The organism is Pseudooceanicola pacificus (assembly GCF_009789075.1).
Classification (GTDB): Bacteria; Pseudomonadota; Alphaproteobacteria; order Rhodobacterales; family Rhodobacteraceae; genus Pseudooceanicola; species Pseudooceanicola pacificus.
Window position 1 is genome coordinate 126750 of the sequence record NZ_WNXQ01000006.1, and the last position, 26098, is coordinate 152847.

At 67.2% G+C, this 26098-nt stretch carries 23 protein-coding genes; 10 read left to right on the forward strand and 13 right to left on the reverse strand.

The features are described from left to right. The first annotated feature begins 86 nt into the window (after positions 1–86). Positions 87–1256, forward strand: coding sequence for a CaiB/BaiF CoA transferase family protein (locus GLS40_RS12075; RefSeq protein WP_160382982.1), 1170 nt, complete (start codon positions 87–89; stop codon positions 1254–1256). Here the strand turns inward: GLS40_RS12075 and GLS40_RS12080 are convergent. The 7 genes from GLS40_RS12080 to GLS40_RS12110 form a co-directional block, all read right to left on the reverse strand. After that, positions 1253–2389 (reverse strand): ABC transporter permease, encoded by a 1137-nt coding sequence (locus GLS40_RS12080; RefSeq protein WP_160382983.1) that lies wholly within the window; start codon positions 2387–2389, stop codon positions 1253–1255. The genes GLS40_RS12075 and GLS40_RS12080 overlap by 4 nt on opposite strands. After that, positions 2386–3324 (reverse strand): ABC transporter ATP-binding protein, encoded by a 939-nt coding sequence (locus GLS40_RS12085; protein ID WP_160382984.1) that lies wholly within the window; start codon positions 3322–3324, stop codon positions 2386–2388. The genes GLS40_RS12080 and GLS40_RS12085 overlap by 4 nt, the downstream gene beginning before the upstream one ends. After that, complete coding sequence (locus GLS40_RS12090) at positions 3321–4271, reverse strand: HlyD family secretion protein (RefSeq protein WP_160382985.1); 951 nt, start codon at positions 4269–4271, stop codon at positions 3321–3323. Before GLS40_RS12090 ends, GLS40_RS12085 begins: the two co-directional genes overlap by 4 nt. Continuing rightward, positions 4268–4918, reverse strand: a complete 651-nt coding sequence (locus GLS40_RS12095; RefSeq protein ID WP_160382986.1) for a TetR/AcrR family transcriptional regulator — start codon at positions 4916–4918, stop codon at positions 4268–4270. Before GLS40_RS12095 ends, GLS40_RS12090 begins: the two co-directional genes overlap by 4 nt. A 79-nt stretch (positions 4919–4997) precedes the next feature. Continuing rightward, positions 4998–6284 carry an ArgE/DapE family deacylase gene (locus GLS40_RS12100; RefSeq protein WP_160382987.1) on the reverse strand — a complete coding sequence of 429 codons (1287 nt, stop codon included), beginning with the start codon at positions 6282–6284 and terminating at the stop codon, positions 4998–5000. Beyond that, complete coding sequence (locus GLS40_RS12105; RefSeq protein WP_160382988.1) at positions 6281–7309, reverse strand: histone deacetylase family protein; 1029 nt, start codon at positions 7307–7309, stop codon at positions 6281–6283. Before GLS40_RS12105 ends, GLS40_RS12100 begins: the two co-directional genes overlap by 4 nt. Further along, a complete protein-coding gene (locus GLS40_RS12110) occupies positions 7306–8013 on the reverse strand; it encodes a GntR family transcriptional regulator (RefSeq protein ID WP_160382989.1) in 708 nt (235 codons plus the stop codon). Before GLS40_RS12110 ends, GLS40_RS12105 begins: the two co-directional genes overlap by 4 nt. Positions 8014–8137: 124 nt before the next feature. On the opposite strand from GLS40_RS12110, the gene GLS40_RS12115 reads away from it, so the two are divergent. The 7 genes from GLS40_RS12115 to GLS40_RS12145 all read left to right on the forward strand — a co-directional run bounded on the left by GLS40_RS12115 (position 8138) and on the right by GLS40_RS12145 (position 16361). Further along, complete coding sequence (locus GLS40_RS12115) at positions 8138–8908, forward strand: class II aldolase/adducin family protein (RefSeq protein WP_160382990.1); 771 nt, start codon at positions 8138–8140, stop codon at positions 8906–8908. A 64-nt stretch (positions 8909–8972) separates the two neighbouring features. Further along, positions 8973–10520, forward strand: a complete 1548-nt coding sequence (locus tag GLS40_RS12120) for an ABC transporter substrate-binding protein (protein ID WP_160382991.1) — start codon at positions 8973–8975, stop codon at positions 10518–10520. Positions 10521–10619: 99 nt separating this feature from the next. Then, the gene (locus GLS40_RS12125; RefSeq protein ID WP_160382992.1) at positions 10620–11597 is read left to right on the forward strand and encodes an ABC transporter permease; all 978 of its coding nucleotides are present in this window, start codon (positions 10620–10622) and stop codon (positions 11595–11597) included. After that, positions 11594–12433, forward strand: coding sequence for an ABC transporter permease (locus GLS40_RS12130; RefSeq protein WP_160382993.1), 840 nt, complete (start codon positions 11594–11596; stop codon positions 12431–12433). Before GLS40_RS12125 ends, GLS40_RS12130 begins: the two co-directional genes overlap by 4 nt. Continuing rightward, the gene (locus GLS40_RS12135) at positions 12430–14052 is read left to right on the forward strand and encodes an ABC transporter ATP-binding protein (protein ID WP_160382994.1); all 1623 of its coding nucleotides are present in this window, start codon (positions 12430–12432) and stop codon (positions 14050–14052) included. Before GLS40_RS12130 ends, GLS40_RS12135 begins: the two co-directional genes overlap by 4 nt. After that, entirely contained in the window at positions 14049–14948 is a 900-nt protein-coding gene (locus GLS40_RS12140; protein ID WP_160382995.1) for a 2-hydroxyacid dehydrogenase, read from the forward strand. The genes GLS40_RS12135 and GLS40_RS12140 overlap by 4 nt, the downstream gene beginning before the upstream one ends. An 18-nt stretch (positions 14949–14966) precedes the next feature. Next, positions 14967–16361, forward strand: a complete 1395-nt coding sequence (locus GLS40_RS12145; protein ID WP_160382996.1) for an amidase family protein — start codon at positions 14967–14969, stop codon at positions 16359–16361. Positions 16362–16375: 14 nt separating this feature from the next. Here the strand turns inward: GLS40_RS12145 and GLS40_RS12150 are convergent, their stop codons facing one another. The 6 genes from GLS40_RS12150 to GLS40_RS12175 are packed head-to-tail and all read right to left on the reverse strand — an operon-like array spanning position 16376 to position 23133. After that, positions 16376–17371 (reverse strand): ABC transporter ATP-binding protein, encoded by a 996-nt coding sequence (locus GLS40_RS12150; protein WP_160382997.1) that lies wholly within the window; start codon positions 17369–17371, stop codon positions 16376–16378. Further along, positions 17368–18357, reverse strand: coding sequence for an ABC transporter ATP-binding protein (locus GLS40_RS12155; RefSeq protein ID WP_160382998.1), 990 nt, complete (start codon positions 18355–18357; stop codon positions 17368–17370). The genes GLS40_RS12150 and GLS40_RS12155 overlap by 4 nt, the downstream gene beginning before the upstream one ends. Then, on the reverse strand, positions 18354–19226 hold the full coding sequence (locus GLS40_RS12160) for an ABC transporter permease (RefSeq protein ID WP_160382999.1): 873 nt from the start codon (positions 19224–19226) through the stop codon (positions 18354–18356). Before GLS40_RS12160 ends, GLS40_RS12155 begins: the two co-directional genes overlap by 4 nt. Continuing rightward, entirely contained in the window at positions 19226–20239 is a 1014-nt protein-coding gene (locus GLS40_RS12165) for an ABC transporter permease (RefSeq protein WP_160383000.1), read from the reverse strand. The genes GLS40_RS12160 and GLS40_RS12165 overlap by 1 nt, the downstream gene beginning before the upstream one ends. Positions 20240–20243: 4 nt before the next feature. After that, positions 20244–21830: an ABC transporter substrate-binding protein gene (locus tag GLS40_RS12170; RefSeq protein ID WP_160383001.1), complete on the reverse strand. Its 1587-nt coding sequence runs from the start codon at positions 21828–21830 to the stop codon at positions 20244–20246. A gap of 34 nt (positions 21831–21864) precedes the next feature. Continuing rightward, positions 21865–23133, reverse strand: coding sequence for an aminotransferase class III-fold pyridoxal phosphate-dependent enzyme (locus GLS40_RS12175; protein ID WP_160383002.1), 1269 nt, complete (start codon positions 23131–23133; stop codon positions 21865–21867). 376 nt (positions 23134–23509) lie between these two features. On the opposite strand from GLS40_RS12175, the gene GLS40_RS12180 reads away from it, so the two are divergent. After that, entirely contained in the window at positions 23510–24190 is a 681-nt protein-coding gene (locus GLS40_RS12180) for a TetR/AcrR family transcriptional regulator (protein WP_160383003.1), read from the forward strand. A gap of 138 nt (positions 24191–24328) precedes the next feature. Beyond that, the gene (locus GLS40_RS12185; protein WP_160383004.1) at positions 24329–26047 is read left to right on the forward strand and encodes a flavin-containing monooxygenase; all 1719 of its coding nucleotides are present in this window, start codon (positions 24329–24331) and stop codon (positions 26045–26047) included. The last annotated feature ends 51 nt before the right edge of the window (positions 26048–26098 follow it).

The following is a 26098-nucleotide window of genomic DNA, read 5'->3' on the forward strand; positions in this document are numbered from 1 at the left end:
CCGCATGGCCACGGACCATGCCGGATCGGGGTGACGCGCCGGATTTTGCACGCCACACTGCCCCGCATCGTCAAGGAGGACACCGCATGACCCCGCTGCCGCTCGACCGTTTCCGCGTGCTGGACCTGACGCGCATCCGGTCCGGCCCGACCTGCGTCAAGCAGTTCGCCGACTGGGGCGCCGACGTGATCAAGATCGAGCCGCCGCAGGACGACACCGGCTATGGCAACCGCGACACCTCGGATTTCCAGAACCTGCACCGCAACAAGCGCTCGCTGACGCTGGATCTGAAGACAGACGCCGGGCAGGAGGTGCTGGGCCGGCTGATCGACGGCGCCGATGTGCTGGTCGAGAATTTCCGCCCCGGGGTCAAGGACCGCCTCGGCCTGGGGTGGGAGGCGCTGCATGCGCGCAATCCCCGGCTGGTGCTCGGCTCGATTTCCGGCTTTGGCCAGACGGGGCCCTATGCCGAGCGGCCGGGCTTTGACCAGGTGGCGCAGGGCATGGGCGGGCTGATGTCGATCACCGGGTTGCCGGGGCAGGGGCCGGTGCGCGTGGGCGTTCCGATCGCCGACCTGGCCGCCGGGCTGTTCTGCGCCATGGGCATCCTGATGGCCCTGCTGGACCGCGAGCGCACGGGCGAGGGCCGTTGGGTGCAGTCGAGCCTGTTGCAGGCCCAGATCGGGATGCTGGATTTCCAGGCCGTGCGCTGGCTGATCGACGGCATGGTCCCGGAACAGGCGGGCAACGACCATCCGACGGCGGTGCCGATGGGGGTCTATCCGACCGCCGACGGGGCGATGAACATCGCGGTGAACGGGGCGCGGATGTGGCGTTCCTTCTGCGATGTGATCGGGCGGCCCGACTTGTTCGACCATCCCGATTACGCCACGCCCAAGGGCCGGTCGGCCAACCGCGTGGCGCTGAATGCCGAGATTTCCGCCATCACCGCCACCCGCAGCGTGGCCGAGCTGACCGAGGCGCTTTTGCAGGCGCAGATCCCCTGCGGGCCGATCAACCGGATGGACGCGGTCTTTGCCGATCCGCAGGTGCAGCATCTGCCGGTGGTGGCCGAGGTGACCCATCCCCGCAACGGGGTGCAGCGTCTGCTGGGCCAGGCCTTTCAGGTGCACGGGATCGAACCCGCGATGCGCTCGGCCACGCCCGACATGGGGCAGCATACCGACGAGGTGCTGGCCGAGATCGGCTATGATCCCGACCAGATCGCGGCGCTGCGTTCCGCCGGCGCGGTCTAGTCCAGCGTCTGGCGATAGCGCCGGATCGCCACGGCGACCACGACCAGCAGGATCAGCGCGATGGCCGTCAGATTGCCGGTGATGTCGGCCAGGCCCGCGCCCTTGAGCATGACCTTGCGGATCAGGCGCAGGAAATGCGTGGCCGGGATCACCGTGCCGATGGCCTGCGCCCAGCCCGGCATGGCGGCAAAGGGGAACATGAACCCCGACAGCAGGATCGTCGGCAGCAGGGTGAAGAACGAGATCTGCATCGCCTGCATCTGGCTGCGCGCCACTGTCGAGATCAGGAAGCCGAGCGACAGGTTCACCACGATGTAGAGGTTGAACCCGACAAAGAATGCCAGGGTCGACCCGGTGAAGGGCACGCCGAACAGCAGCCTTGCCGCCAGGATGAAGACCAGCGTCTGAACATAGCCGACCAGCACATAGGGGGCGATCTTGCCGGTCATCACCTCCAGCGGGCGGACGGGGGTGGCGATCAGCGTCTCCATCGTGCCGCGTTCGCGTTCGCGCACGATGGCGACGGCGGTGATCATCACCATGGTCATCGACAGGATCACGCCCAGCAGGCCGGGCACGATGTTGATCGAGGTGTCGCCCTCGGGGTTGTAGGCGCGGTGCACCACCACGCCAAAGGGCGCGGGGCCGGCCGTGCTGGCGGCCAGCGGGCCGGTCATAGACGCGGCGATGGCGTTGTTCACGATCGCGGTCATCGCGCCGGCGGCCCCGCCCACGGCGGTCGGGTCCGATGCATCGGCGGCAAGCAGGATGTCGGGCGACAGGCCGCGCAGGATGTCGCGTTCGAAATCGGGCGGGATGACCACCACGAAATTTGCCGTGCCGTCGCGCAGGACCCGGTCGCCCGCGGCGGGGCCGGTGACGACACCCTGGAAATCGAAATAGCTCGAGGTTTCCATTTCCGCCAGGATCGACCGGGTGATCGGCCCCTCGTCCCCCATCTCGACCAGGGTGGGCAGGTGGCGCGGGTCGGAATCGATGGCATAGCCAAAAATCAGCAACTGCATGATCGGCACGCCGATCATCATCACGAATGTGACCCTGTCCCGCCTCATCTGCACGAATTCCTTGGACAGCACCGCCAGGAACCGGCCAAGGGAAAACCGCAGCCTCATGACGCCGCCCCGGCGAAATTGTCCGCCGCCCCGCCCATCAGGTAGATGAAGGCCTCTTCCAGCTCGGCCTCCTTGCGCTCCCACCTGTGGGAGCCGTCCTTGCCGTAGCGTGCGGCCAGCGCGTCCAGCGCCGCCTTGTCGGTGCCCGAGACATGCAGCACCGCGCCGAAGCGGGCGACCTGCGCGACGGCCTCTTCCTGCCGCAGCCGGGCCTCCAGCGCCGAGATGTCGTTACCCGTGACGCGATAGGTGTAGAGCCCGATCATCTCTGGGATTTCGCGCGCGACGCCGGAAATCAGTTTCTTGCCATAGGCGATATAGGCGATGAAATCGCACTGGATCGCCTCGTCCATGTAATGGGTCGAGACCAGAACCGTGACGCCCCGGGCCGAGAGTTTGCGGATCTCGTCCCAGAAGTCGCGCCGGGCCTTGGGATCGACACCGGCGGTCGGTTCGTCCAGCAGCAGCAGTTCGGGGTCGTGGATCATGCAGGCCGCCAGCGCCAGACGCTGCTTCCACCCGCCCGACAGGGTGCCGGCGTATTGGGTCGCCCGGTCGGCCAGCCCCAGGTCGTCAAGCGCCGCGCGCACACGGTTGCGCCGGTCGCGCACGCCGAACATGCGGGCGATGAAATCGAGGTTCTCACGGATTGTCAGGTCTTCGTAGAGAGAGAATTTCTGCGTCATGTAGCCCACCCTCTCCTTGATCCGGGCCTGTTCGGTCAGGATGTCGAAGCCAAGGCAGGACCCCTTGCCCGCGTCGGGAGTGAGCAGGCCGCACATCATGCGGATGGTTGTCGTCTTGCCCGAGCCATTGGGCCCGAGAAAGCCGTAGATCGCGCCGCGCGGCACCTGCAGGTCGAAGTGATCGACCACCGCCCGCCCGCCATAGCGCTTGGTCAGGCCGGTGACCGTTATCGCGGGGGCGTCGGTCATGGCGCCACGTGCAGCGTCAGCGGCTGGCCCGGCAGCAGGCCCTGCGGGTCGATCAGCCGCGCCTCGGCCCGGAACACCAGGCGAGAGCGTTCCTCGCGGCTGTAGATGATCGGCGGCGTGTATTGCGGCGAGGAGGCAAGCCGCGTGACCTGCGCGCTCAACCCCGGGGCGCAGCCCGAGCATGTCACCTGCAGCACCTGCCCGACGGCGATGCTGGCGCGCTGCGGTTCGGGGACGAAGAACAGCGCCTTGAGCGTGTCGGGCGGCAGGATCGAGACGACCGGTGCCCCGGCGGCGGCGACCTCTCCGTCGCGGTAGAAGACCTTGTCGACATAGCCGGGCGAGGGCGCTTCGACCACGCGGTCCTCCAGCGCGGAACGGGCATCGTCGCGCTTGGCCTCTGCGGCCTCGAAACTCGCCTCGGCCGCGATCCGCTGGGCGTCGCGGGCGGGCAGCCTGGCAACCTGCAGTTCGGCCTCCAGTTGTTCGACCTTGGCCTTGGCGCTTTCATGGGCGGTGCGGTCCGAATCGACCCGCGCCGCCGACACCGCGCCCGAGATCAGCAGCCGTTCGGACCGTTCCAGCGTCAGCGCCGCCAGCCGCTCGTCGGCCTGGGCCTGTTCGAGAGAGGCGCGGATCACCTCGATTTCCTCGCTCCGGCTGCCGCTGGAGAGGTTGGCGAGGTTGGCCTTGGCCACGGCCACCTCGGCCTCGGCCGCGCGCAGGGTGGCGAGCTGATGTGCATCCTCCAGCCGGAACAGCACGTCGCCGGCTTGCACCGTCGTGCCTTCGACCACCTCGATCCGCGACAGGCGGCCCGCTGCGGCGGGGGCGACATAGACGTAATCCGCCTCGGCATAGCCGTTGTAGCTGGCCGGCCCCTCCTCGGCGAGCGAGGGGAAGACCGCGGCGAGGACCCCGATGACCTGTCCGTAGATGTCGCTCATGCCGCGGGCTCCCTTTCCGGGGCCAGCCCGGCCCAGAGGATTTGGATGTGATTGTCCACCAGCCGCTGCATCTGCAGGCCGCCACCGGGCCGGATGTCAAAGACCTCGGACAGCAGGATGTGCACCAGCACCGGCCCGATGACAGTGCGCGCCGTCAGCTCGGGGTCGACGGGGCGGATATGCCCGCCCTCGACCCCCTGGCGCAGCAGGGCGGTGATCGCGGGCAGGGCGCGGTCCAGGACCGAGCGGCGAAAGTTTTCGGTGATCCCCGGGGCAAGTCGCGATTCACGCAGGACGATCAGCGGAATCGCCCAGACCGGTCGCACCGTCATCATCGTGGCGATGTTGCGCAGGAATTCGGCCAGCAAGGGGCGGGGATCGCCGCGAAAGCCGCTCATCCGGTCAAAGGCGTCATCGACCACCGGGTTGATGGTCCGCCCGACCAGCCCCTCAAGGATCGCCTCTTTCGAGCGGAAATAGAGATAGACCGCGCCTTTCGACAGCCCCGCCCTGGCCGCGATCTGGTCGACCGTCGTGCTGGCAAAGCCCTGTTCCGAAAACAGGACCAGCGCGGCATCCATCACCTCGTCGGGGCGATCCTCGGCGCGGCGGCGGAACTTGGGCTCTCGGGGTTCATTGTCTGACATTGATAATACGTAACTGACTGGTCAGTTATGTACAACAGAAATTCCATGCGCCCTCCGGCGGCGGGCGGCCGGGGTCATGTCAGAGCGGTTCGAGCCCGCACCACTCGGCGATGAAGAGCGCGATGGAGCCGGTCACCCGCTTGACCGAGGCCAGGCTGACCCGTTCGTCAAACCCGTGGATCCCTTCGGAATAGGGCCCGTAGACCAGGCAGGGCGTTTCGCCGTAGATGACAAAGACGCGCCCGTCGAGGTAGCCGGGGGTGACGAAGCTTTCGAGCGGCTTGGCGTAACTGGCCATATGGGCGCGCGACAGAACCGCCTCGGCCTCGGACCCTTCTTCCAGCACGTAGCCTTCGGCGAAAAAGCCGTTGAAGATCAGCTCGGGCGGGTTGTTGGCGAGGAAGGGGATGCCGTCCGAGACACGGCGCAGGTGGGTCTCGATCTCGCGCGCGGCCTCCTGCGCTCCGGTGCCGGGGTAGATCGCGATCCGGCAGTCGAACTCGCACCATGCGGGGACCGAGGAGGCCCAGTCACCGCCCCGGATCTTTCCGACGTTGAAATTGATCGGGTGGTCGAGATCCTCGAAATACCGGTGATCGCCCTTGCGCGCGTTCCACTCGGCCTCCAGCCCGCGCAGGCCCCGGATCAGCTCGTAAGCCGCCTCGATGGCATTGGCGCCGGTGCCGGCCTCGCGCACATGAACGGGCACGCCCTGCACCCGGACGCGGAACCACACCACGCCGACATTGGCGCGCACCAGCTTGTCGTCCTCGGGTTCGGGGATGATCGCGGCATCGGCCCGGTAGCCGCGCACAAGGCAGGCGAGCGCCCCGTTGCCGGTGCATTCCTCCTCGACCACCGATTGCTGGTAGAGCGTCGCGGCGGGCCGGTAGCCCAGCGATTTCAGCGCCTCGACGGCAAAGATATTGGCAGCGATCCCGGCCTTCATGTCGGCCACGCCGCGTCCGTAGAGCCAGTCGCCCTCGCGCCGTGGCTCGAAGGGCGGGGCGGTCCACATGTCCTCGGGCCCGGTGGGCACGACGTCGATGTGACCGTTCAGGATCAGCGAGCGGCCGGTTTCCGAACGGGGCCGCATGGTGCCGACCACGTTGATCGCATTGGCGTAATCCACGTCGATGGGCGAAAACCCGGGGTGATGGCGGATGTCGTCGACCTCGATGGCCCAGCGGTCCATCGTATAGCCGCGCGCCTGCAGCTCGCGGTGCAGGAAATCCTGTGCCGTATGTTCCTGCCCCCTGAGCGAGGGGAAGCGGGTCAGCGTACGGGTGAATTCCACCTGCGAGTCGAACCCGGCGTCGACGGCGGCGAGGATCTCGCGCGTCAGCGCCTCGGGCAGGGCGCTCATCCGGCGCGCCCTAGGAAGCCGGTCATGAAGCTTTCCAGCGAGGTGGTCAGGTCGGGCGACAGGTATCCGCCCTCCTGCACCAGCACGGTCGGGTGGCCCGCCGCGGCGATCAGCGCCCCGGCGCGGCGGAACCCGTCAAAGGTGATCTGCATCCCCTTGAGCGGATCGTTCTCATGCGCATCCAGGCCAAGGCTGACCATCAGCGCACCGGGGGCATAGGACGCGATCCGCTCCAGCGCGCCCTCGATCGCGGCGATCCAGGTGTCGTCGGTGGTGGTGCGGGGCAGGGGAATATTGGTGTTGAACCCCGCGCCCGCGCCGCGCCCGGTCTCATGCGCATGGCCGACGAAGAAAGGATAGTAGTCATCCGGATCCGCGTGGATCGACACCGTCATCACATCGGCCCGGTCGTAAAAGATGTCCTGCGTGCCGTTGCCGTGGTGCACGTCGATATCCAGCGTGGCCACCCGGTCATGCCCAGTGCGCAGGCGCGCGGCCGCAATGGCCGAGACATTCATCAGGCAGTGCCCGGCAGCCACATCCGCCGAAGTATGGTGCCCCGGCGGCCGGCACAGCGCATAGGCGGCCCGTTCGCCCGCCAGCACGGCGTCGGCGGCGGCAACGGCACAGTCGGCGGCACGGCGGGTCGCCAGCCAGCTGTTGGGCCCGACCGGCGCGGCGGTGTCGCCCATGTGCCAGCCGGCGCGGGCGACGATGGACTTGGGGTAGGTCTTTTCGGCATTGCGGGGAAAGACGTTCGGCACGACCTCGGGCCCGGCATCCGGCAGGTCCTTCCATTCGTCCCAGCAGGTTTCCAGGAAGGTCACGAACGCAGGCGTATGGACAGCCTCCAGCGCAGCGCGGGGGGCCTCGGGCGGGACGGTGACTGGCAGGTTCAGCCGGTCCAGCGCGGCCAGCAGCAGCGTCGCGCGTTCGGCCTGTTCCGCATTGCGCTGCATCTTGCCGTAGGTCAGCCGGAACTTGGGGTCATGGGCCTCGGTCTCGGCGGCGTAATAGCACTTCATGTCGACTGCTCTTTTTCCAGTTGGCGGAGTTTCTGGGTCACGACCCGCTGTGCGACGACGATGTGAAAGCGCAGCGCCTCGACCGCGCGCATCTCGTCCCCGTCGCGCAGCGCGTCGATGATCGGCAGGTGCGTCTCGGCGATCCGGTGCGGGTCGTCGTAAAGCTGCCCGACGATCATGATCGAGAACTCGGTTTCGGTCGCGATCTGTTCGAACACCGCCAGCAGCTTGGGATTGCCCGAGGCCGCGACCAGCAGGCGGTGAAACTGGATGTCGGCCTGCACCTGGGTCAGCATGTCGAAATCGGGGCCGAGGTCGGCGATGCGGTAGAGCTCGTCCACCTGCCGCGACAGGTTGGCGATGACCGGCCCGGTGTCGCCCCGGATCAGCCGGCGCACGGCGGCCGTCTCGATCACCAGGCGCAGCTCGTAAAGATCGTCGATGGCATCGGCCGAGACCTGGCGGACAAAGAACCCCCGGTTCGGCACATAGGCCACAAGGCCCGAGCTTTCCAGCAGCCGCGCCGCCTCGCGCACCGGGGCGCGGCTGACGCCCAGGTCGCGGGCCACCACGGATTCCGACAGGCGCGCCCCTGGGGCCAGCTTGCCGGTGACAATCGCATTGCTCAGCAGCGCGGCCACACGTTCGACCAGGCCCTCGCGGGCCAGGCGTTCGAATCCGGGTTTGCCGTTGTCGCTGGTCATCTCGTCGCTTTGGTAATCGTTTCATGGTCAGCGTAATTGTCGTTTGCTGTATTGTCGACAATTTCCTTGACCTCGGGGCGCCGAATGGTCTTGGCTGTGGGAAATCGCAGAAAGGACCCCTCTCATGGCCGACGGTGGCGTCGACACCCCGCTCTCAGAACTCAGGCGCGATCTGGCCGCCGCCTATCGGCTGATCGCGCTGGAGGGCATGGATGACGGTATCTACACCCATATCTCTGCCCGCCTGCCTGACGGGCCGGATGGCGAGAAGCGGTTCCTGATGAACCCCTATGGCCTGCGTTTTGACGAGGTGACGGCCAGCAATCTGGTGACGGTGGACGAAACCGGTGCGGTGGTCGACGATCCCTATGGCGCCGGGGTGAACGCCGCCGGATTCACCATCCACTCGGCCGTCCACATGGCGCGCCACGATGCGGTCTGCGTGCTGCATACCCATACGGTGGCGGGTGTTGCCGTCTCGTCGATCCAGGAGGGCGTGCTGCCGCTGAACCAGTGGTCGGCGCAGTTCTTTGGCCGCGTCGCCTTTCACGATTACGAGGGCATCGCGCTGGATCTGGACGAACGCCAGCGTATTGTGGCCGACCTGGGCGACAAATACGTCATGCTGCTGCGCAATCATGGTACGCTGTTGCTGGGCCGCTCGATCGCCGAGGCGATGAAGCTGGCGCTGAACCTCGAACGCTCGTGCCGGGCCCAGATCGCGGCGCTTGGCATGGGGCTGACCCCCGTCGTGCTGTCGGACGAGGTCGCCGAGCATACGGCGCAGCAATACCAGGCCGCCTATGACAGCACCGAAGCCGGCAATGCGCCGGACCCGGAATGGGCGGCCATGCTGCGGCGGCTGGACAAGGCCGCGCCGGATTACAAGCAATAACACCAAAGAACGCCCCCGGCCGAACCGGGGCATCCCTCGCAAACACAACAAAGACAGGGACCTCATGACCTACCTCAAAGCTACAACATTCCTGATCGCTGCGGCGCTGGCCGCGCCCGCGCTGGCGCAGCAGGACGGCGGCCGACTGGACATCGTCGTGCAGCCGGAACCGCCGGGGCTGATGCTGGGCCTGGTGCAGAACGGGCCGACCCAGATGGTTTCGGGCGACATCTACGAAAGCCTGCTGCGCTATACCACGGACCTGGAACCGCAGCCGAGCCTGGCCAAAAGCTGGACCATCTCGGACGACGGGCTGGTCTATACCTTCAAACTGCAGGACGGCGTGACCTGGCATGACGGAGAGCCCTTCACCGCTGCCGACGTGGTCTTTTCGGCCGATGTCTTCCTGCGCGAGACCCATGCCCGCCTGCGCAGTTCGCTCGCCTATGTGCAAAGCATCGAGGCGCCCGACGACACCACCGTCGTCTTTACCCTGAAAGAGCCCTTTGGCCCCTTCATCAACGCCTTCGAGGTCGGCACCATGCCGATCGTGCCCAAGCACATCTACGAAGGCACCGATTATGCCACCAACGAGATGAACGCCACGCCCATCGGCACCGGCCCGTTCAAGTTCGACAAGTGGGAAAAGGGCAGCTACATCCACCTGGTCAAGAACGAGGATTACTACGTCGAGGGCCTGCCCCATCTTGACGAGATCTTCTATCGCGTGATCCCGGATGCCGCCGCCCGCGCCGTGGCCTTTGAAACCGGCGAGGTCGACGTGCTGCCCGGCGGGTCGGTCGAAAACTGGGACGTGCCGCGCCTGACCGAGATGGAGGGCGTCTGCTCGACCGGCAAGGGCTGGGAATTCTTTGCCCCGCATGCCTGGATGTGGCTGAACAACCGCGAGGGGCCGACCTCGAACAAGCTGTTCCGCCAGGCCGTGATGTACGCGCTGGACCGTGAATTCGTGAAGGAAGTCGTCTGGAACGGCTTTGGCACCGTGGCCACGGGCCCGATCTCGTCCAAGACGAACTTCTACAGCGACGATGTCACGATCTACGACCACAATCCCGACAAGGCCAAGGAACTGCTGGCCGAAATGGGCTATGACGGGGAACCGGTGCGCGTCCTGCCGCTGCCCTATGGCGAGACCTGGCAACGCTGGGCCGAAGCGGTGCGCCAGAACCTGAGCGAGGTCGGCATCAACGTCGAACTCGACAGCACCGATGTCGCCGGCTGGAACGAGAAGACGTCCCAGTGGGATTACGACATGGCCTTCACCTATCTCTACCAGTACGGCGATCCGGCCCTGGGCGTGTCACGCAACTATGTCGCCAGCCAGATCAAGAAGGGCAGCCCCTGGAACAACGTCGAGGGCTACGACAACCCCGCGCTGGACGAGAAATGGAACGCCGCCGCCACGATGGTGACCCCGGCAGAGCGCGAAACCGCCTATGCCGAGATCCAGAAGGAGATCGTGGATGACGTGCCCGTGGCATGGCTGCTGGAACTGGAATTCCCGACCATCTACCGCTGCAACGTCAAGGATCTGGTGACCACCGCCATCGGTGTGAACGACGGCCCCCGAGGGGCCTGGATCGAACAGTAACCGACCCTCTGCCGGGCCGGCCGCCGATCGCGCGCCGGCCCGGTTGCCTTGGCCGGTCCGCGGACCGGTCCCCTCTCGCAACGGAGCGCACGGGCGTCAATGCAGATTGCCATCGCCATATTCTCGCGTCTGGTCAAGGCGGCGCTGACGCTGCTGGCCATCGCGGTGCTGAACTTCTTTCTCGTGCATGCCGCACCGGGCGATCCGGCGGTTGTGCTGGCGGGCGAGGCCGGCGCCGCGGACGAAGCGATGATCGAGCAGCTGCGCGAGCGGTTCGGGCTGGATCAGCCCTTCCACGTGCAGCTTGGCAAATATGTCTGGGGCATCGTGCAGTTCGACCTGGGCTATTCCTTCCGCCAGGGCGCCCCCGTCTCGCAGCTGATCGCCGAGAGGCTGCCCGCCACCCTGCTGCTGACGATGACCGCCTTCGGCATCTCGCTGGCCTGCGGCATCGCCCTTGGCGTGGCCGCCGCGGCGCGGGTGGGCAAGGCCTCCGATACCATGCTGACCACGCTGGCGCTGCTGTTCTATGCCACGCCGCTCTACTGGCTGGCGCTGATGGCGGTGCTGGTCTTTTCGGTCTGGCTGGGGTGGCTGCCCGGCTTCGGCTACGAGACCGTGGGCGCCAACTATACCGGCCTGACCCGGCTGCTGGACATCCTGAAACACCTGATCCTGCCGGCGCTGACGCTGGGGCTGTTCTTCATGTCGGTCTATATGCGGATGACGCGGGCCTCGATGCTCGAAGTCTCGCAGCTCGACTTCGTCAAGACCGCCCGGGCCAAGGGCCTGTCGGGCCCCGCGATCCGCCGCCGCCACATCCTGCGCAACGCCATCCTGCCGGTTGTGACCCTGGCGGGGCTGCAGGCCGGGCAGCTGGTCGGCGGCGCGGTGCTGACGGAAACCGTCTTTGCCTGGCCCGGCATCGGGCGGCTGATGTTCGAAAGCCTCGCCGCGCGGGATTACAACACCATCCTCGGCGTCTTCATCGTCTCGGCGGCGATGGTGATCCTGTTCAACATCATCACCGACCTTGTCTACCGCATCGTCGATCCCCGCATCGGAGCGACCGCATGACCCTCTGGAAACGCTTCAGCTCGAACACCGGGGCGATGATCGGGGTGATCATCCTGCTGCTGGTGATCGCCATCGCCCTGCTGGCACCGGTGATCTTCCCGAAAGGCCCCTGGCAGATGGTGCAACGGCCCTTTCTGGCGCCGTTCAGCACCGATGGCCTGCCGCTTGGCACCGATACGCTGGGGCGCAACGTGGCCGCGCAGCTGGCCTATGGCGCGCGCGTCTCGCTGCTGGTCGGGCTGGTGTCGACCGTGGTGGCCCTGCTGATCGGGGTGCCGCTTGGCGCGGTCGCGGGCTTTTACGGCAGCTGGGTCGACGAAGGCGCGATGCGATTCACCGAGTTCTTCCAGACGATCCCCAACTTTGCGCTCGCCATCGTGCTGGTGGCGATCCTGGAACCGACGCTGACCTCGATCACCCTGGCCATCGCCATCGTCTCGTGGCCGCCGGTGGCCCGCCTGGTCCGGGCCGAGGTGATGTCGGTGCGCAAGCGCGAATTTGTCGATGCCGCGCGGGTGGCGGGGCTGACCCGGCGGCGGATCCTCGTGGCGCAGGTGCTGCCCAACACCGTCTCGCCGATCATCGTCATGGCCTCGCTCATGGTGGCGACGGCGATCCTGCTGGAAAGCTCGCTCTCCTTCCTTGGGCTGGGCGATCCCAATGCCATGTCCTGGGGTTACATGATCGGTGCGGCGCGCACCGTGATCCGCCAGCACTGGTGGCTGAGCTTTCTGCCCGGGATCGCCATCGTGATCACCGTGCTGGCGCTGAACCTGATCGGCGAGGGGCTGAACGATGCGTTGAACCCGCACCTGTCGCGAAAGGCGCGCGCATGACCGATCCCGCGCTCGATATCCGCGACCTGACCATCGCCCTGCCCGCCGGGGCCGACCGCGACAACGCGGTGGCCGACATCACCTTTTCCGTGGCGACTGGGGAAATCCTCTGCGTCGTGGGGGAATCCGGGTCGGGCAAGTCGATGACCGCCAACGCCCTGATGGGCCTGCTGCCCCCCGGTGTCGGGGTGCGCAGCGGGCAGGCGATGTTCGGCGGGCGCGATATCCTGGCCCTGCCCGAGGCCGAGAAGCAGAAGATGCGCGGCGAGAGCATCGCCATGATCTTTCAGGAGCCGATGACCGCGCTGAACCCGCTGATGCGCATCGGCGAGCAGATCACCGAGGTCTTTGCCGCCCATGACCTGCTCAACCCGGCCGAACGCCGCGCCCGCGCGCTGGAGCTGGTGCGCGAGGTCGGCCTGCCGGATCCGGACAAGATCATCCGCGCCTATCCCTTCCAGCTGTCCGGCGGGCAGCGGCAGCGCGCGATGATCGCGATGGCGCTGGCGCTGGAACCCAAGCTGCTGATCGCGGACGAACCGACCACCGCGCTGGATGTCACGACCCAGGCGCAGATCCTCAAGCTGATCCTCGACCTGCGCGCGAAACACGGCATGGCGGTGATGTTCATCACCCATGACTTCGGCGTGGTGGCCGAGATCGCCGACCAGGTCATCGTGATGCGCGAGGGGCAGATCGTCGAACGCGGCGCGGCGGCCAGGGTTCTGGGCGCGCCCGAACATCCCTATACCCGCCGCCTGCTGGATGCGATCCCCACCGGCCGGCTGCCCGAGGCGCGCACCCTGGCCGAGGTGCCGGCGCTTGAGATCAAGGACCTGCGCAAGGTCTACCGCACCGGCGGCGGCCTGTTCCGCCCGGTGCGCGAGGTGCGCGCGGTCGACGATGTCTCGCTCACCGTCGCGCGGGGCGAGGTGCTGGGGCTGGTCGGCGAATCCGGGTCGGGCAAGTCGACTTTGGGCCGCGCCGCCGTGCGCCTGATCACCCCCGATGCGGGGCAGGTGCTGGTCGGCGGGACCGATATCGCTGCCCTGTCCGAGGACGAGCTGCGCAAGGAACGCCACAAGGTGCAGATGGTGTTCCAGGACCCCTATGCCTCGCTCAACCCGCGCCAGAGGATCATGGGCGCGATCACCGATGGCCCGATCGCCCGTGGCATTCCCCGCGCCAGGGCCGAAGCCAAGGCCCGCGAACTGCTGGAGATCGTGGGCCTGGGTGCCGATGCCGCCACGCGCTATCCGCATGAATTCTCGGGCGGGCAGCGCCAGCGCATCGGCATCGCCCGCGCCCTGGCGATGGAGCCCGAGCTGATCGTGGCGGACGAGGCGGTCTCGGCGCTTGACGTGTCGATCCAGGCGCAGGTGCTGGACCTGCTGCGCGACCTGCGCAGCCGTCTGGACCTGTCGATCCTCTTCATCACCCATGACCTGCGGGTCGCCGCGCAGCTTTGCGACCGGATTGCGGTGATGCAAAAGGGCAAGCTGGTCGAGATCGGGACCGTGCACCAGATCTTCCGCTCTCCGCAGCAGGCCTATACCCGGCAGCTGCTGGCCGCCGTGCCGGGGGCCGAGTGGAACCGCGACGGGGCCGTCACCGCATGATCGGGGTTGCGACCTGTTCCCGCATCGACCTTCACACGCTCTACCGCCCGGTCTTTTCGCAGGTCGCGCCGGAATTGACCCTGTTGCGTCCCGAAGAGGTCACCCGCCCCGAGGAGGTGACATTCGCCCTGTCCTTCGTCCCCGCCGCCGATGCCTTTGCGCCCTATTCCGGGCTGAGGGCGATCTTTTCCGCCGGGGCGGGGACCGATGCGATCGACGCCTGCCCCTCACGCCCGGACGGCGTGCCGGTCTACCGGGTCGAAGAGCCGGATCAGGCGCTGCAGATGGCCGGGTTCGCCGCCTTCCACGTGCTCTGGCACCATCGCGGCATGGGGCGGTATCTGGCGCAGCAGTCGGGCGCGATCTGGCAGCGCGAGGTCGAAGGGCTGAGCCCGCGCACCCGCCGGGTCGGTGTGCTGGGCATGGGGCATATGGGCCGGGTCATCGCCCGGGCGCTGGTGGCCCTGGGCTATCCGGTGGCGGGTTATTCCCGCCGCATGCCCGAGCCGCGCGAACCCGGTGTCACGCATTTCACCGATGGCATGCTGGACGGTTTCCTGGCCCGCAGCGACATCCTGATCAACGTGTTGCCCCTGACGCCCGAAACCGACGGTCTGATCGACGCCGCCTTCCTTGCCGGGCTGCCCGCAGGGGCCGCGCTGATCCAGCTGGGCCGGGGCGGGCAGGTTGACGAGGCCGCGCTGATCGCGGCGCTGGATGCCGGGCATCTTTCGGGTGCCTCGTTGGATGTGTTCCGCACCGAACCGCTGCCCGCCGACAGCCCGCTCTGGTCCCATCCCGGGGTGCTGGTCACGCCGCATGTGGCCAGTATCCCCGATTTCGCCGATGTCGTAACCTCGATCCGCCAGCGTCTGCTGGCGCTGCCCAGCACCTGATCCCGAAGGACCCACAAGATGCCGTTCGATCCCAACAGCCTGTCCGCCCGAGAGCTTGCCGACCGGATCCGGCGGGGCCGGCTCAAGGCGGTGGAGGTCACCGAGGCGGTGCTGGACCGGATCGCCCGCATCAACCCGGTGATCAACGCCATCGTGCAGGATTGCAGCGCCGAGGCCCTGACCGATGCCGCCGCGATGGACCGCCGCATCGCCGCCGGTGATCCGGTCGGCCCGCTGGCCGGTGTGCCGGTCACGATCAAGGTCATCGCCGACCAGAAGGGCTATGCCACCACAAACGGCACCAACCTGGCCAAGGACCAGATCGCGGCAGAGGACAGCCCCTTCCTGGCCAACATGCGGCGTGCGGGCGGCATCGTTGTCGGGCGGACCAACTGCCCGGCGTTCTCTTATCGCTGGTTCACCTCGAACCAGATCCACGGCACGACGCTGAACCCGCATGACCACGGGCTGACACCCGGCGGATCCTCGGGCGGGGCAGGGGCCGCCGCCGCCGCGGGTCTGGGCCATATCGCGCATGGCACGGATATTGCCGGGTCGATCCGCTATCCGGCCTATGCCTGCGGTGTGCAGGGGCTGCGCCCGACACCGGGCCGGGTGCCGATGTTCAACCCCTCCGGCCCCGACCGGGCCATCGGCCCGCAGATGATGGCGGTGGCCGGTCCGCTGGCGCGCCGGGTCGACGACCTGCGCCTGGGGCTGGAAACCATGTCGGGCTATTCGCATATGGATTACCTCAGCGCCCCGGTCCCGCTGCGCGGCGCGCCCTACCTGCGCCGGGTGGCGCTGGTGCCGCGTCCCAACGGGATGCAGACGGATCCGCGCATCCTCGACGACCTGGACCGCGCCGCCGCCATGTTCCGCCGCGCCGGCTGGAGCGTCGATACCCCGACCGAGGTGCCCGACCTGCGCGAGGCGATGGACCTGCAGACCGATCTGTGGCTTGCCGATGACTATGCCGGCAAGATCGCCGCCGCCGAAGCCGAGGGCGATCCCGGCGCGCTGGCCTGCCTTGGCCGGTTCCGCGAGCGGGCCGAGCGGATCGACACCCGGCGCTTCAGCGAGCTGTTCGTGCGCCGGTCGTTCCTGATCCGGGCCTGGCGCGCCTTCCTGGCGGATTACCCGGTGGTGCTGATGCCGATCTCGGCCGAACTGCCCTTCAAGCGCGACGAGGATCTCGACGGCCCCGAGGCGCTGGACCGGATCTGGAACGCGCAGCTGACGCAGGTCGCCTTGCCGGTCATGGGCCTGCCCGGCGTTGCCGTGTCGTCGGGCGTCGAGGGGGGCACCCCCTGCGGCGTGCAGCTTGTCTCGGCCCCCTGGCGCGAGGATATCTGCCTGGACGCTGCCGAGGTGCTGGAGGCCGGCTTCGGCGCCCCGATCCTGGCGGAATAGACCCTGTTCCGCCCCTATCCGGCGGTCAACGGACCCGGGTGATGGCAGGCGACCACGGCGCCGCTGCCCGTCAGCGCGGGCTGTTCGGCGCTGCAGACCGCGGTTGCGCGGGGGCAGCGGGTGTGGAACCGGCAGCCCGGCGGCGGGTTCATCGGCGAAGGCAGGTCGCCCTTGGGCACGATGCGCTTGCGCACCCGCTCTAGCCGGGGATCGGCGCGCGGAATGGCCGAGATCAGGGCCTGGGTATAGGGATGCTGCGGGTCGGAAAACAGCTGATCCACCGGCGCCAGTTCGACAATCCGGCCAAGGTACATCACCGCCACGCGGTGCGAGATGTGCCGCACCACGCCCAGATCGTGCGCGATGAACAGATAGGCGCAGCCGACCTCTTTCTGCAGCTCCTCCAGCAGGTTCAGCACCCCGGCCTGGATCGACACGTCAAGCGCGGAAACCGGCTCGTCCAGCACGATCAGTTTGGGGTTCAGCGACAGGGCGCGGGCGATGCCGATGCGCTGGCGCTGGCCGCCCGACAGCTCGTGCGGATAGCGCGAGGCAAGGTCGGCGGGCAGGCGGACCATGTCGATCAGCCCGGCGATCCGGGTCTTCAGCGCGGTGCGCGGCAGATCGGCAAGGCGCAGCCCCTCGGCCAGGATCTGCGCCACGGTCATGCGGGGATGCAGGCTTGCCATCGGGTCCTGAAAGACGATCTGCATCTCGCGCCGCAGCTGGCGCAGGGCCGGCCTGTCGGCTGCGGTCACGTCCTGCCCGGCCAGCGTCACCTGGCCCGACGTCGGCTCGATCAGACGCAGGATCGACCGGCCGAGTGTGGACTTGCCGCAGCCGGATTCGCCTACAAGGCCAAAGGTCTCGCCCGGGGCGATGTCGAACGAGATGCCCGACACCGCCTGAACAGAGCCGACCTCGCCCCCCAGAATACCGCCGCGCAGGGGAAATTCCTTGGTCAGGTCGCGCACGCTGAGGACGGGCGTGCCGAGCGACATATCCTTCATTCCGCCACCTCCGTCCGTGTCGCGATCAGGGGGAAATGGCAGGCGCAATCGGTGTTGCCCACCTCGGCCAGCGCCGGATCCTCCTGCGCGCAGATCGCCTGCGCCCGGGTGCAGCGGGGGTGGAACGAACAGCCGCCGGGCCGGGTGAAGATCGACGGCGGCGTGCCTTCGATCTGCCGCAGGGCGCCGGTGCCTTCGATATCCGGGACCGCGCCGATCAGACCGGCGGTATAGGGATGCGCGGTCTCGTAGAACACCGGATCCGTCGCCCCGCGTTCGACGATCCGCCCGCCGTACATCACCGCGATCTTGTCGGCGATGCCCGCGACAACGCCCAGGTCGTGGGTGATCAGCACCATGCCGATGCCGAGGTCCCGCCGCAGGTCGCGCAGCAGGTCGAGGATCTGCGCCTGCACCGTGACGTCCAGCGCCGTGGTCGGCTCGTCCGCGATCAGCAGTTCGGGACTGTTGGCCAGCGCCATAGCGATCATCGCCCGCTGCCGCATCCCGCCCGAGAACTCATGCGGGTACTGGCGCAGCCGCCGGGCGGGCTGGGGGATGGCGACACGTTCGAACAGACCCTCCACCGCCTTCATCGCGTCGCGGCGCGAGCGGGAACTGTCGTGCAGCAGGATCGCCTCGGCCACCTGGTCGCCGATCCGCAGCACCGGGTTGAACGCCGACAGCGGGTCCTGAAAGATGCAGCCGATGGACTTGCCGCGGATCCGGCGGATGCGCGGGCCGGCCATGCCGATCAGTTCTTGCCCCTTGAACCTGGCGCTGCCCGAGACGCGCGCGCTGTCGGGCAGCAGCTGCAGCAGCGCCATCATCGCGATGGACTTGCCCGACCCGCTTTCGCCGACGATGCCCAGCACCTCGCCCGGGTCGAGCGACAGGTCGACACCGCGCAGCCCCTCGGCCATGCCGCCATCGCCGTCGGGAAAGGCGATCCGCAGGTCCTTGAGGCTCAGCAGCGGGGCGCTCATGCGGACCTCCGGTCGAACAGGTCGCGCAGCCCGTCGCCCAGGAACGAAGTCGCCAGCACCACCGACAGGATCGCCATGCCGGGGCCGAAGGCGATCCACCAGTCATAGAACCGCGTCGCCCCTTCCGAGATCATGCTGCCCCATTCGGGCGAGGGCGGCGTGGCCCCCAGCCCGATGAACGACAGCGAGGCCGCAAGCAGCACCACCTGTCCGAAATCCATCGTCGCGTTGATCAGCGTCGGCGTCCAGCAAAGCGGCAGGACATGCACCCTGAGCACCCGCAGCCCGCCCGCGCCACCCGCGACGGCGGCCTCGACATGTTCGCGTTCCTTGACCTCCAGCACCTGGGCGCGCATCAGCCTGGCGTAGATCGGCCACCAGACGATGACCATCGCGATAGAGGCATTGGCCAGCCCCGGCCCCAGCATCGCGGCCACAGCCATGGCCAGCAGGATCGGCGGAAAGGCGACGGTGACATCGACCAGCCGCATGATGATCGTGTCCCACCAGCCGCCGAAGAAGCCCGAGATCGCCCCCAGGAACGACCCGATGCTCACCGCACAGGCGACAACCACGATGGCGATCGGGATCGACCAGATGCTGCCGTGAAGCGTGCGCGAAAAGACATCGCGCCCCAGGGCATCGGTGCCCAGCCAATGCGCCGCCGAGGGGGGCTGCAAGCGGCGGCCGACCATCGCCAGCGGATCGGCCAGGGGCCAGAACTGCACGGTCAGCACGGTGAGGATCCAGAACAGCAGGATCGCGGCGCCGATCTTGGCGGTCAGCGGCAGCCTGCGCGACAGGCGGCGCAGCTGGCGGCCCCGGCGCGGGGCGGGCGCTGCGGTGACGGCGGGGGTGATATCGGCCATCAGTGCACCTTGATCCGGGGATTGGCCCAGGCATAGGCGATGTCGGTCAGCAGGTTCGCCAGCAGAAAGGCGACGGATCCGACGATGGTCACGCCCCCGATGGCCGGATAGTCGAGCGCCCCGGCGGCGCGCACCGCATAGGAGCCGATGCCGGGCCAGGAAAAGATCGCCTCGGTCAGGACGGCGCCGGTGATCAGATAGGCGAAGGTGAAGCCAAGGATCGTCAGCAGCGGGATCAGCGCATTGGGCAGCGCATGGCGCACCAGCACGACCCGTTCCGGCGCGCCCTTGGCGCGGGCGGTGCGGGCGTAATCCAGCGACAGCCCCTCGACGATCGAAGAGCGCACCAGCCGGGTGATGATCCCGGTCACCGCCCATCCCAGCACGAAGGCCGGCAGGGCCAGGTGGGTCAGCGCCTGAACGAACAGCGACAGGTCCCCGGCGATCAGCGCATCGACGGTATAGAACCCGGTGTGATGCGGCGGCGGGGCGATGCGCGGGGGCAGGCGGCCGGTGCCGGGCACGATGGCGAGCCGGACCGACAGGACATAGAGCAGGATCAGCCCGGACCAGAAGATCGGCAACGAGGACCCGATCAGCGCGAAAATCCGCGCGATGCTGTCAAAGGCCGAGCCGCGGAAGCGCGCCGAAAGCAGGCCCAGCGTCAGGCCCATTGCGGTGCCGATGATCATCGCGGCGATCACCAGTTCCAGCGTGGCAGGCAGGCGTTCGGCGATATCCGTGGCCACCGGCCTGCGGGTCGCGAAAGAGGTGCCCAGATCGCCCTGCACCAGATTGCCGAGGTAGCGCAGGTAGCGGATCGGCAGGGGTTGATCGAGGCCCCACTGGGCCTTGACCGTCTCGACGATCTCGGGGTTCGACATCATCCGTTCGGGAACAAGGGCGGCCAGCGGGTCGCCCTTGGTCATTTGCGATAGCAGGAAGGAGACGCTCGCCACCCCGAGCAGCAGAAAGGGGATCGAAATCAGCCGTCTCAGGACATAGGCGAGCATCCGGTCACTTCCGCGAGATTTCCGCCAGCGGCAGGTTGCAGCAGGCCGAATAGCGCACGCCCTCGATATCGCTGCGATAGGCCAGCACGAGGTTCGGCGAGACGAGCGGCAGGATGATCGCATCCTTCATCATCTCTTCGCCCAGTTGGGTATAGAGCATCTCGGCGTCCTCGCCCGAGGAGGCAAGCGCCTGCTGGTAAAGGCCTGCCTCGGCGGGGTTCACCACCAGTTCGGGATGGCCCAGCCCCGCGCGGCCGGCCCAGGGAAAGCCCTCGATCATGCCGAAATACTGCACATACTGCGCAGAGCCGTAGTAATCCGGGGCGTAGTAGATCGCGGTGATCGGCCATTCGCCGGAACCCAGTTCGTCGCGCCAGACCGCCCAGGTCAGCGGCTTCAGCTCTAGCTCGACACCCACGGCGGCAAAGTCCTGCTGGACCTTCTGCATCATGATGTTGAAGTCGACGCCGTAGACGTTGTCGTTGGGATAGCCTGCGACCAGCTTCAGATTGGTGGCACCGGCGGCCTCCAGCATCTCCTTGGCCTTGGCGACGTCCTGCTCGCGCGGGATCAGCCCGGCGGTGCCGGGGAAGCCGTTGGGGATCGGCGCGGCCTGTTTCTTGCCGTTGCCGCCGACGGTGAAGTCGAGCATGCCGTCATAGTCGATGGCCAGCGCCAGCGCCTGGCGGACCTCGGGGGTGATCACATCGGCCATGCCCTTGGCCCCGGGGATGAAGCCGATGTAGACGAAGTTGTACGAGGGCACGATCTCGGTCACTACGTCCTGCGAGCGGATCGAACGGGCCGTATCCGGGTCGATCTGCATGGCAATGTCGGCCTGGCCGGTTTCCAGCGCCTGCGCCTGGCTGACCGCGTCCTGGATCTGGGTGACCACGATTTCCGAGAACTTCGGCGCATCGCCGTAATAGTCGGTGTTGCCGGCCATGCGCAGTTCGGCATCGGGCGCATAGCTGGCCAGCTTGTAGGGGCCAGAACCCGCGGAATTGGCCAGGAACCAGGGTTCGGCCTTGTCGGTCTCGGCCGCGTCATCGCCTGCGGTCGCGCCGTTGGCCTCGGCCAGTTCGGCGTTGACGACCCCGGCGTAGGAGGCCGAGATCTTGTTGAGGAACTCCGACGACGGCGCGTCGAGCTTGAAGACAACCGTCTTGGCATCGGTCGCCTCGGCGCTGACCAGCCCGTCCATCAGGAACGAGGGCGAGCCCTTGAGGTTCTTCAGCCGCAGGATGCTCCAGACCACGTCCGAGGCCTCGACCGGCGAACCGTCGGCAAAGGTCGCGTCCTTCAGGTGAAAGGTGAACTCGGTGAAGTCGGCGTTCACCTCCCAGCTTTCGGCAAGGTTCGGCACAAGGGTCTCGTTGTCCGCGCTCAGCGTCACCAGCGTCTCGTAGACGGCGGTGAGGTAGAACTGGCAGGTGTCGCAGAAGGCCCGCGCCGGGTCGAGGGAGTTGACGTCCATCGACCGGGCGATGACCAGCGTGTCGCTGCCCTGCGCCTGCGCGGGCGGCGCGAAGAGCGCGGTCCCGGCAAGCGCGATGACGGTCAGCCCGTGCTTGAATTTGCGTTGCATCATTTTGTTTTTCCCTGTTGGCGCATGTTTCACCGTCTCAGGCCTCCATCAGAGCCGCCAGCACCGGCGACGGCTTGAGAGAGGCGCGGCTCTTCTTGATGGCCTCGAAGGCGGCGCCAGTCGCCTCAAGGGTCTGCGCAACATCCGTTTCGGTCATCGCGGCATTCATGAACATGTTGTGATACGGAGACATGTAGACACCCCGCGTCATGGCCTCGCGACAGAAACCGTAGCCCAGGCGAAAGTCCGGGTCATCCTCGAACAGCACCATGGGCGTGGCGGCGGGGCCGGTCTGGCGCAGGCCGAAACCGAACTCGACAGCCTGGGCGGCAAGGCCCGCGCGGAACTGCTCGCCGATGGCGGTCAGTCTTTCCAGGTAATCGCTTTCGCGCACGATGCGCAGGGTTTCGATCGCGGCGGCCATCGGCACCGCGGCAAACCAGAAGGATCCGGTGACAAAGATGCGGCTGGCCGCTGCGCGCGCGCGGTTGTTGCCGACCAGGGCCGAGATCGGCTGCCCGTTGCCCAGCACCTTGCCCCAGGCCGACAGGTCGGGGCGCACGCCCACGGTTTCCCACGAGCAATCGCGGCACAGCCGCAGCCCGGCCCGCACGTCGTCGACGATCAGCAGGGCATCGTATTCGTCCGCGATCCGGCGCGCGGTGCGGGCATATTCGGCATCGGGCAGGGACTGGTCGGCAAAGGTGTCGTGCCGGAAAGGCGCGGCAAAGATGCCGGCCAGGTCGTCCCCGGCCTGTTTCGCGGCATCCGCCAGGCTCTGCGTGTCGTTATAGTCGAAATAGATCAGATGGGCGCGGTCCTCGGCCACCACCCCGGCGGGGCGCGGCGTGTTCCAGGGCATCGAGCCGTGGTAGGCGTTGCGCGCGACCAGCACCTTGCGCTTGTCACGGTAGGCCCGGGCGATCATCAGCGCCATCATCGTGGCATCGGCCCCGTTCTTGCAGAACATCGCCCAGTCGGCATGCGAGATCATGCCCACCATCGCCTCGGCCAGATCGACGATCAGCGGCGAGGGGCCGGTGGAGGCGTCGATCCTGCCCTGCTGCTCGGCCACGGCGCGCATCACGTCGGGCTGCTGATAACCCAGCAGGTTCGGCCCGTAGGCGCACATGTAGTCGATATATTCATTGCCATCGGCATCGGTGATCCGGGTGCCCTTGGCCCCGGTGAAGAATTGCGGAAATCCCTCGGGCATCATTGCCGTGGACTGGTGTCCGTACATCCCGCCGGGAATGACCTCGGCGGCGCGGTCGCGCAGCTCTCGGTCCTTGGTGTTGCGCCACATGCCGTGCCCCTTTTGCAGACTTGCATGAACGGTAGAGCGGGGATGGAGTCCTGTGAAGATGATTTTCAACTAAATTTCGGAAACTGCGGGAGATCCGGCTTTGAGGGGTGCATCGGAATATCTGGTATATAGTATTGATATATAATGGATAAGCTTCGATTTTTGCCATCATTCCGCGATGACCTCGGGGGTGTGCATGCGCTGAGTTTCCGTCAATCGCCGCCCAAAAGTGAAATGAAATTCGGCTAAAATTGCGGCGACTCACCCTCCTGCGCCCCTGTCGCGGGCACTGACCGGAAGCGGCCTGCGTGGCACGGTCGCGTTGATCTTGCCTGTCCCAAGCGTCTAGATGGGCGGGGCAACCGGCAAGCGATGCATGGAACAAAAAGTCGAAATCGACGGGAAATCCCGGAAACTGCGCAAGCGCGGGGTCAAGCGGCTGGAGACGCTGCTTGATGCGACGGCCTATCTGCTGGAGCAGCGGCAGGACGAGAATATCAGCCTGGCAGATATCGCCGCGCGGGCGGATATCCCCCTTGCCTCGGTCTATCACTTCTTTCCCAACCGGAACGCCGCCTTCGTCATGCTGGCCGAGCGCTATCACCGCCAGATCGCCGACCAGGTGACAGCCCCCATCGTTCCGCGCCCGCAAAGCTGGCAAGAGGTCGTCACCTATCGGCAGCGCCGTGGCTCGGCCTATCTGAACGCCAATCCCGCCGCGCAACGCCTGTTCCTGGGCGCCGGCGTCAGCGTCGAGGTGCGCAACACCGATCTGAACGGCAACGCCTCGCTGGCCCGGTTCTATGCCGACCTGTTCTGCAGGTATTTCGAGATCGGCCAGTCCGCGGCGCTGGAGGACATGATGGCCAATTCCATTGCGCTGATGGATGGCATCTGGGCCCTGTCCTACAGCCGCCACGGCCGGATCACCGACGCATTCCTGACCGAGTCGACCCGCGCCTCCATCGCCTATCTGCGCTGCTATCTGCCCGAACATCTCAAACCCCGGCACGAAGGCGGCGATGCGCCTCAGCCCGGGTCCGACGGGCAGAGTTAACCGAAGTCTTCCGGGTTATCTGGTCGCAACCGTGATGATTGGCCGGGAAAGACGGCATTTAGTCAGATAAAGTTTGACTAAATTCGCCACTGTGGGTCACCTTCGCGGCAGACAGCTGCCTGTGCAAGGACCCGTGACATGACCATTGCCCCCTGGATCGCCGCGCTGAACGCGGCTGTGGCCTCCTCTTACCCGGCGGAAACGGCCGCGCTGTTCGATCCCGGCGGGTTCTGGCGCGACTTCCTGGCGCTGGACTGGACGCTGCAGACGGTGGAGGGCGCGGAAGAGATCGGTGCCTTTGCCGCGCGTCAGGGGCCCGGTGCGGGGTTCAAAGCCGTGTCGCTGGCCACCGACCCCGGGGCGAGCGAGGGCTTCATTTCTTTCGAGACCACGCTGGGCCGCGGGCGGGGATATGTCCGCCTGAAGGACGGGCGCTGCCTGACCCTGCTCACCGCGCTGGAAGAGCTGAAGGGCCATGAGGAGCCGCTGCGCCAGCGCCGCCGGACGGGCCTTTACGACGATCCGCACGGGCGCAACTGGAAGGAACGGCTGGAGACCAAGACCGACGCCTATGCCGAGGGGGCTGCCCCTTATGTGCTGATCGTCGGCGGCGGGCAGGCGGGCCTGGCCCTTGGCGCGCGGCTGGAGATGCTGGGCGTGCCCTATCTGATCGTGGACAAGCACCCCCGCGTCGGCGATCAGTGGCGGTCGCGCTACAAGGCGCTGACGCTGCATGATCCGGTCTGGTACGACCATCTGCCCTATATGCCCTTCCCGGATTTCTGGCCCGTCTTCACCCCCAAGGACAAGATGGGCGACTGGCTGGAATCCTACGCCCATGCGCTTGAACTGGCCGTCTGGACCCGCACGGAATGCACGGGCGCGCGCTATGACGCGGACAGCGGCACCTGGACCGTCGAACTGGACCGCGACGGCACCCCGATCACGCTGAGGCCCGCGCAGCTGGTGATGGCCGTCGGCAATGCCGGGTTCCCGCGCACCCCGCAGATCGAAGGGCAGGCCGAGTTCACCGGGCCGCAGATGCATTCGAGCCAGTTCACCAGCGGCGAAGCCTATGCCGGCAAGCGGGTGATCGTGGTGGGCGGCAACAACAGCGCCCATGACATCGCCGCCGACCTGGTCCAGAACGGGGCCGCGCCGGTGCTGATCCAGCGCTCGCCCACGCTGATCGTGCGGATGACCACGATGACCGACGTGCTGCTGAAACCCGTGTTCTCGCAGGATGCGGTGGATCGCGGCATCAGCACCGACCTGGCGGACCTGCTGCTCGCCTCGAATCCGCTGCGGCTGCAGGAGGTCAACAGCCGCAGGACCTGGGACCAGATCCGCCAGGACGAGGCGCCGTTCTACAAGGCGCTGGCCGACACCGGTTTCCTGGTGGGTTTCGGTGCCGACGGGGCCGGGCTGATGGCCTATCAGCGGGCGGCCTCGGGCTATTACATCGACGTGGGCGCCTGCCAGATGGTCATGGACGGGCGCATCGCGCTGCGCTCCGGCAAGGGCATCGCGCGGATCCTGCCGGGCGGGATGGAGCTGGAGGGCGGCGAGGTGCTGGAGGCCGATGCCATCGTCTATGCCACCGGCTTCGGCTCGATGGAGGAATGGGTCGCGCGCCTGATCGACCCCGCAACGGCCGAGCGCGTCGGGCGGTGCTGGGGCTATGGCTCGGGCACGCCGGGCGATCCCGGGCCCTGGCAGGGAGAGCTGCGCAACATGTGGAAACCGACCGCGCAGCCGGGCCTGTGGTTCATGGGCGGCAACCTGGCGCAGGGCCGGTTCTATTCGGGCCTGCTGGGTCTGCAGCTCAAGGCGCGGTTCGAGGGGATCGCCGCCTGACACCGGCGGCCCTGCGCCTCACCCGGGCGGAACGCGGAAAAACCGGCGCCG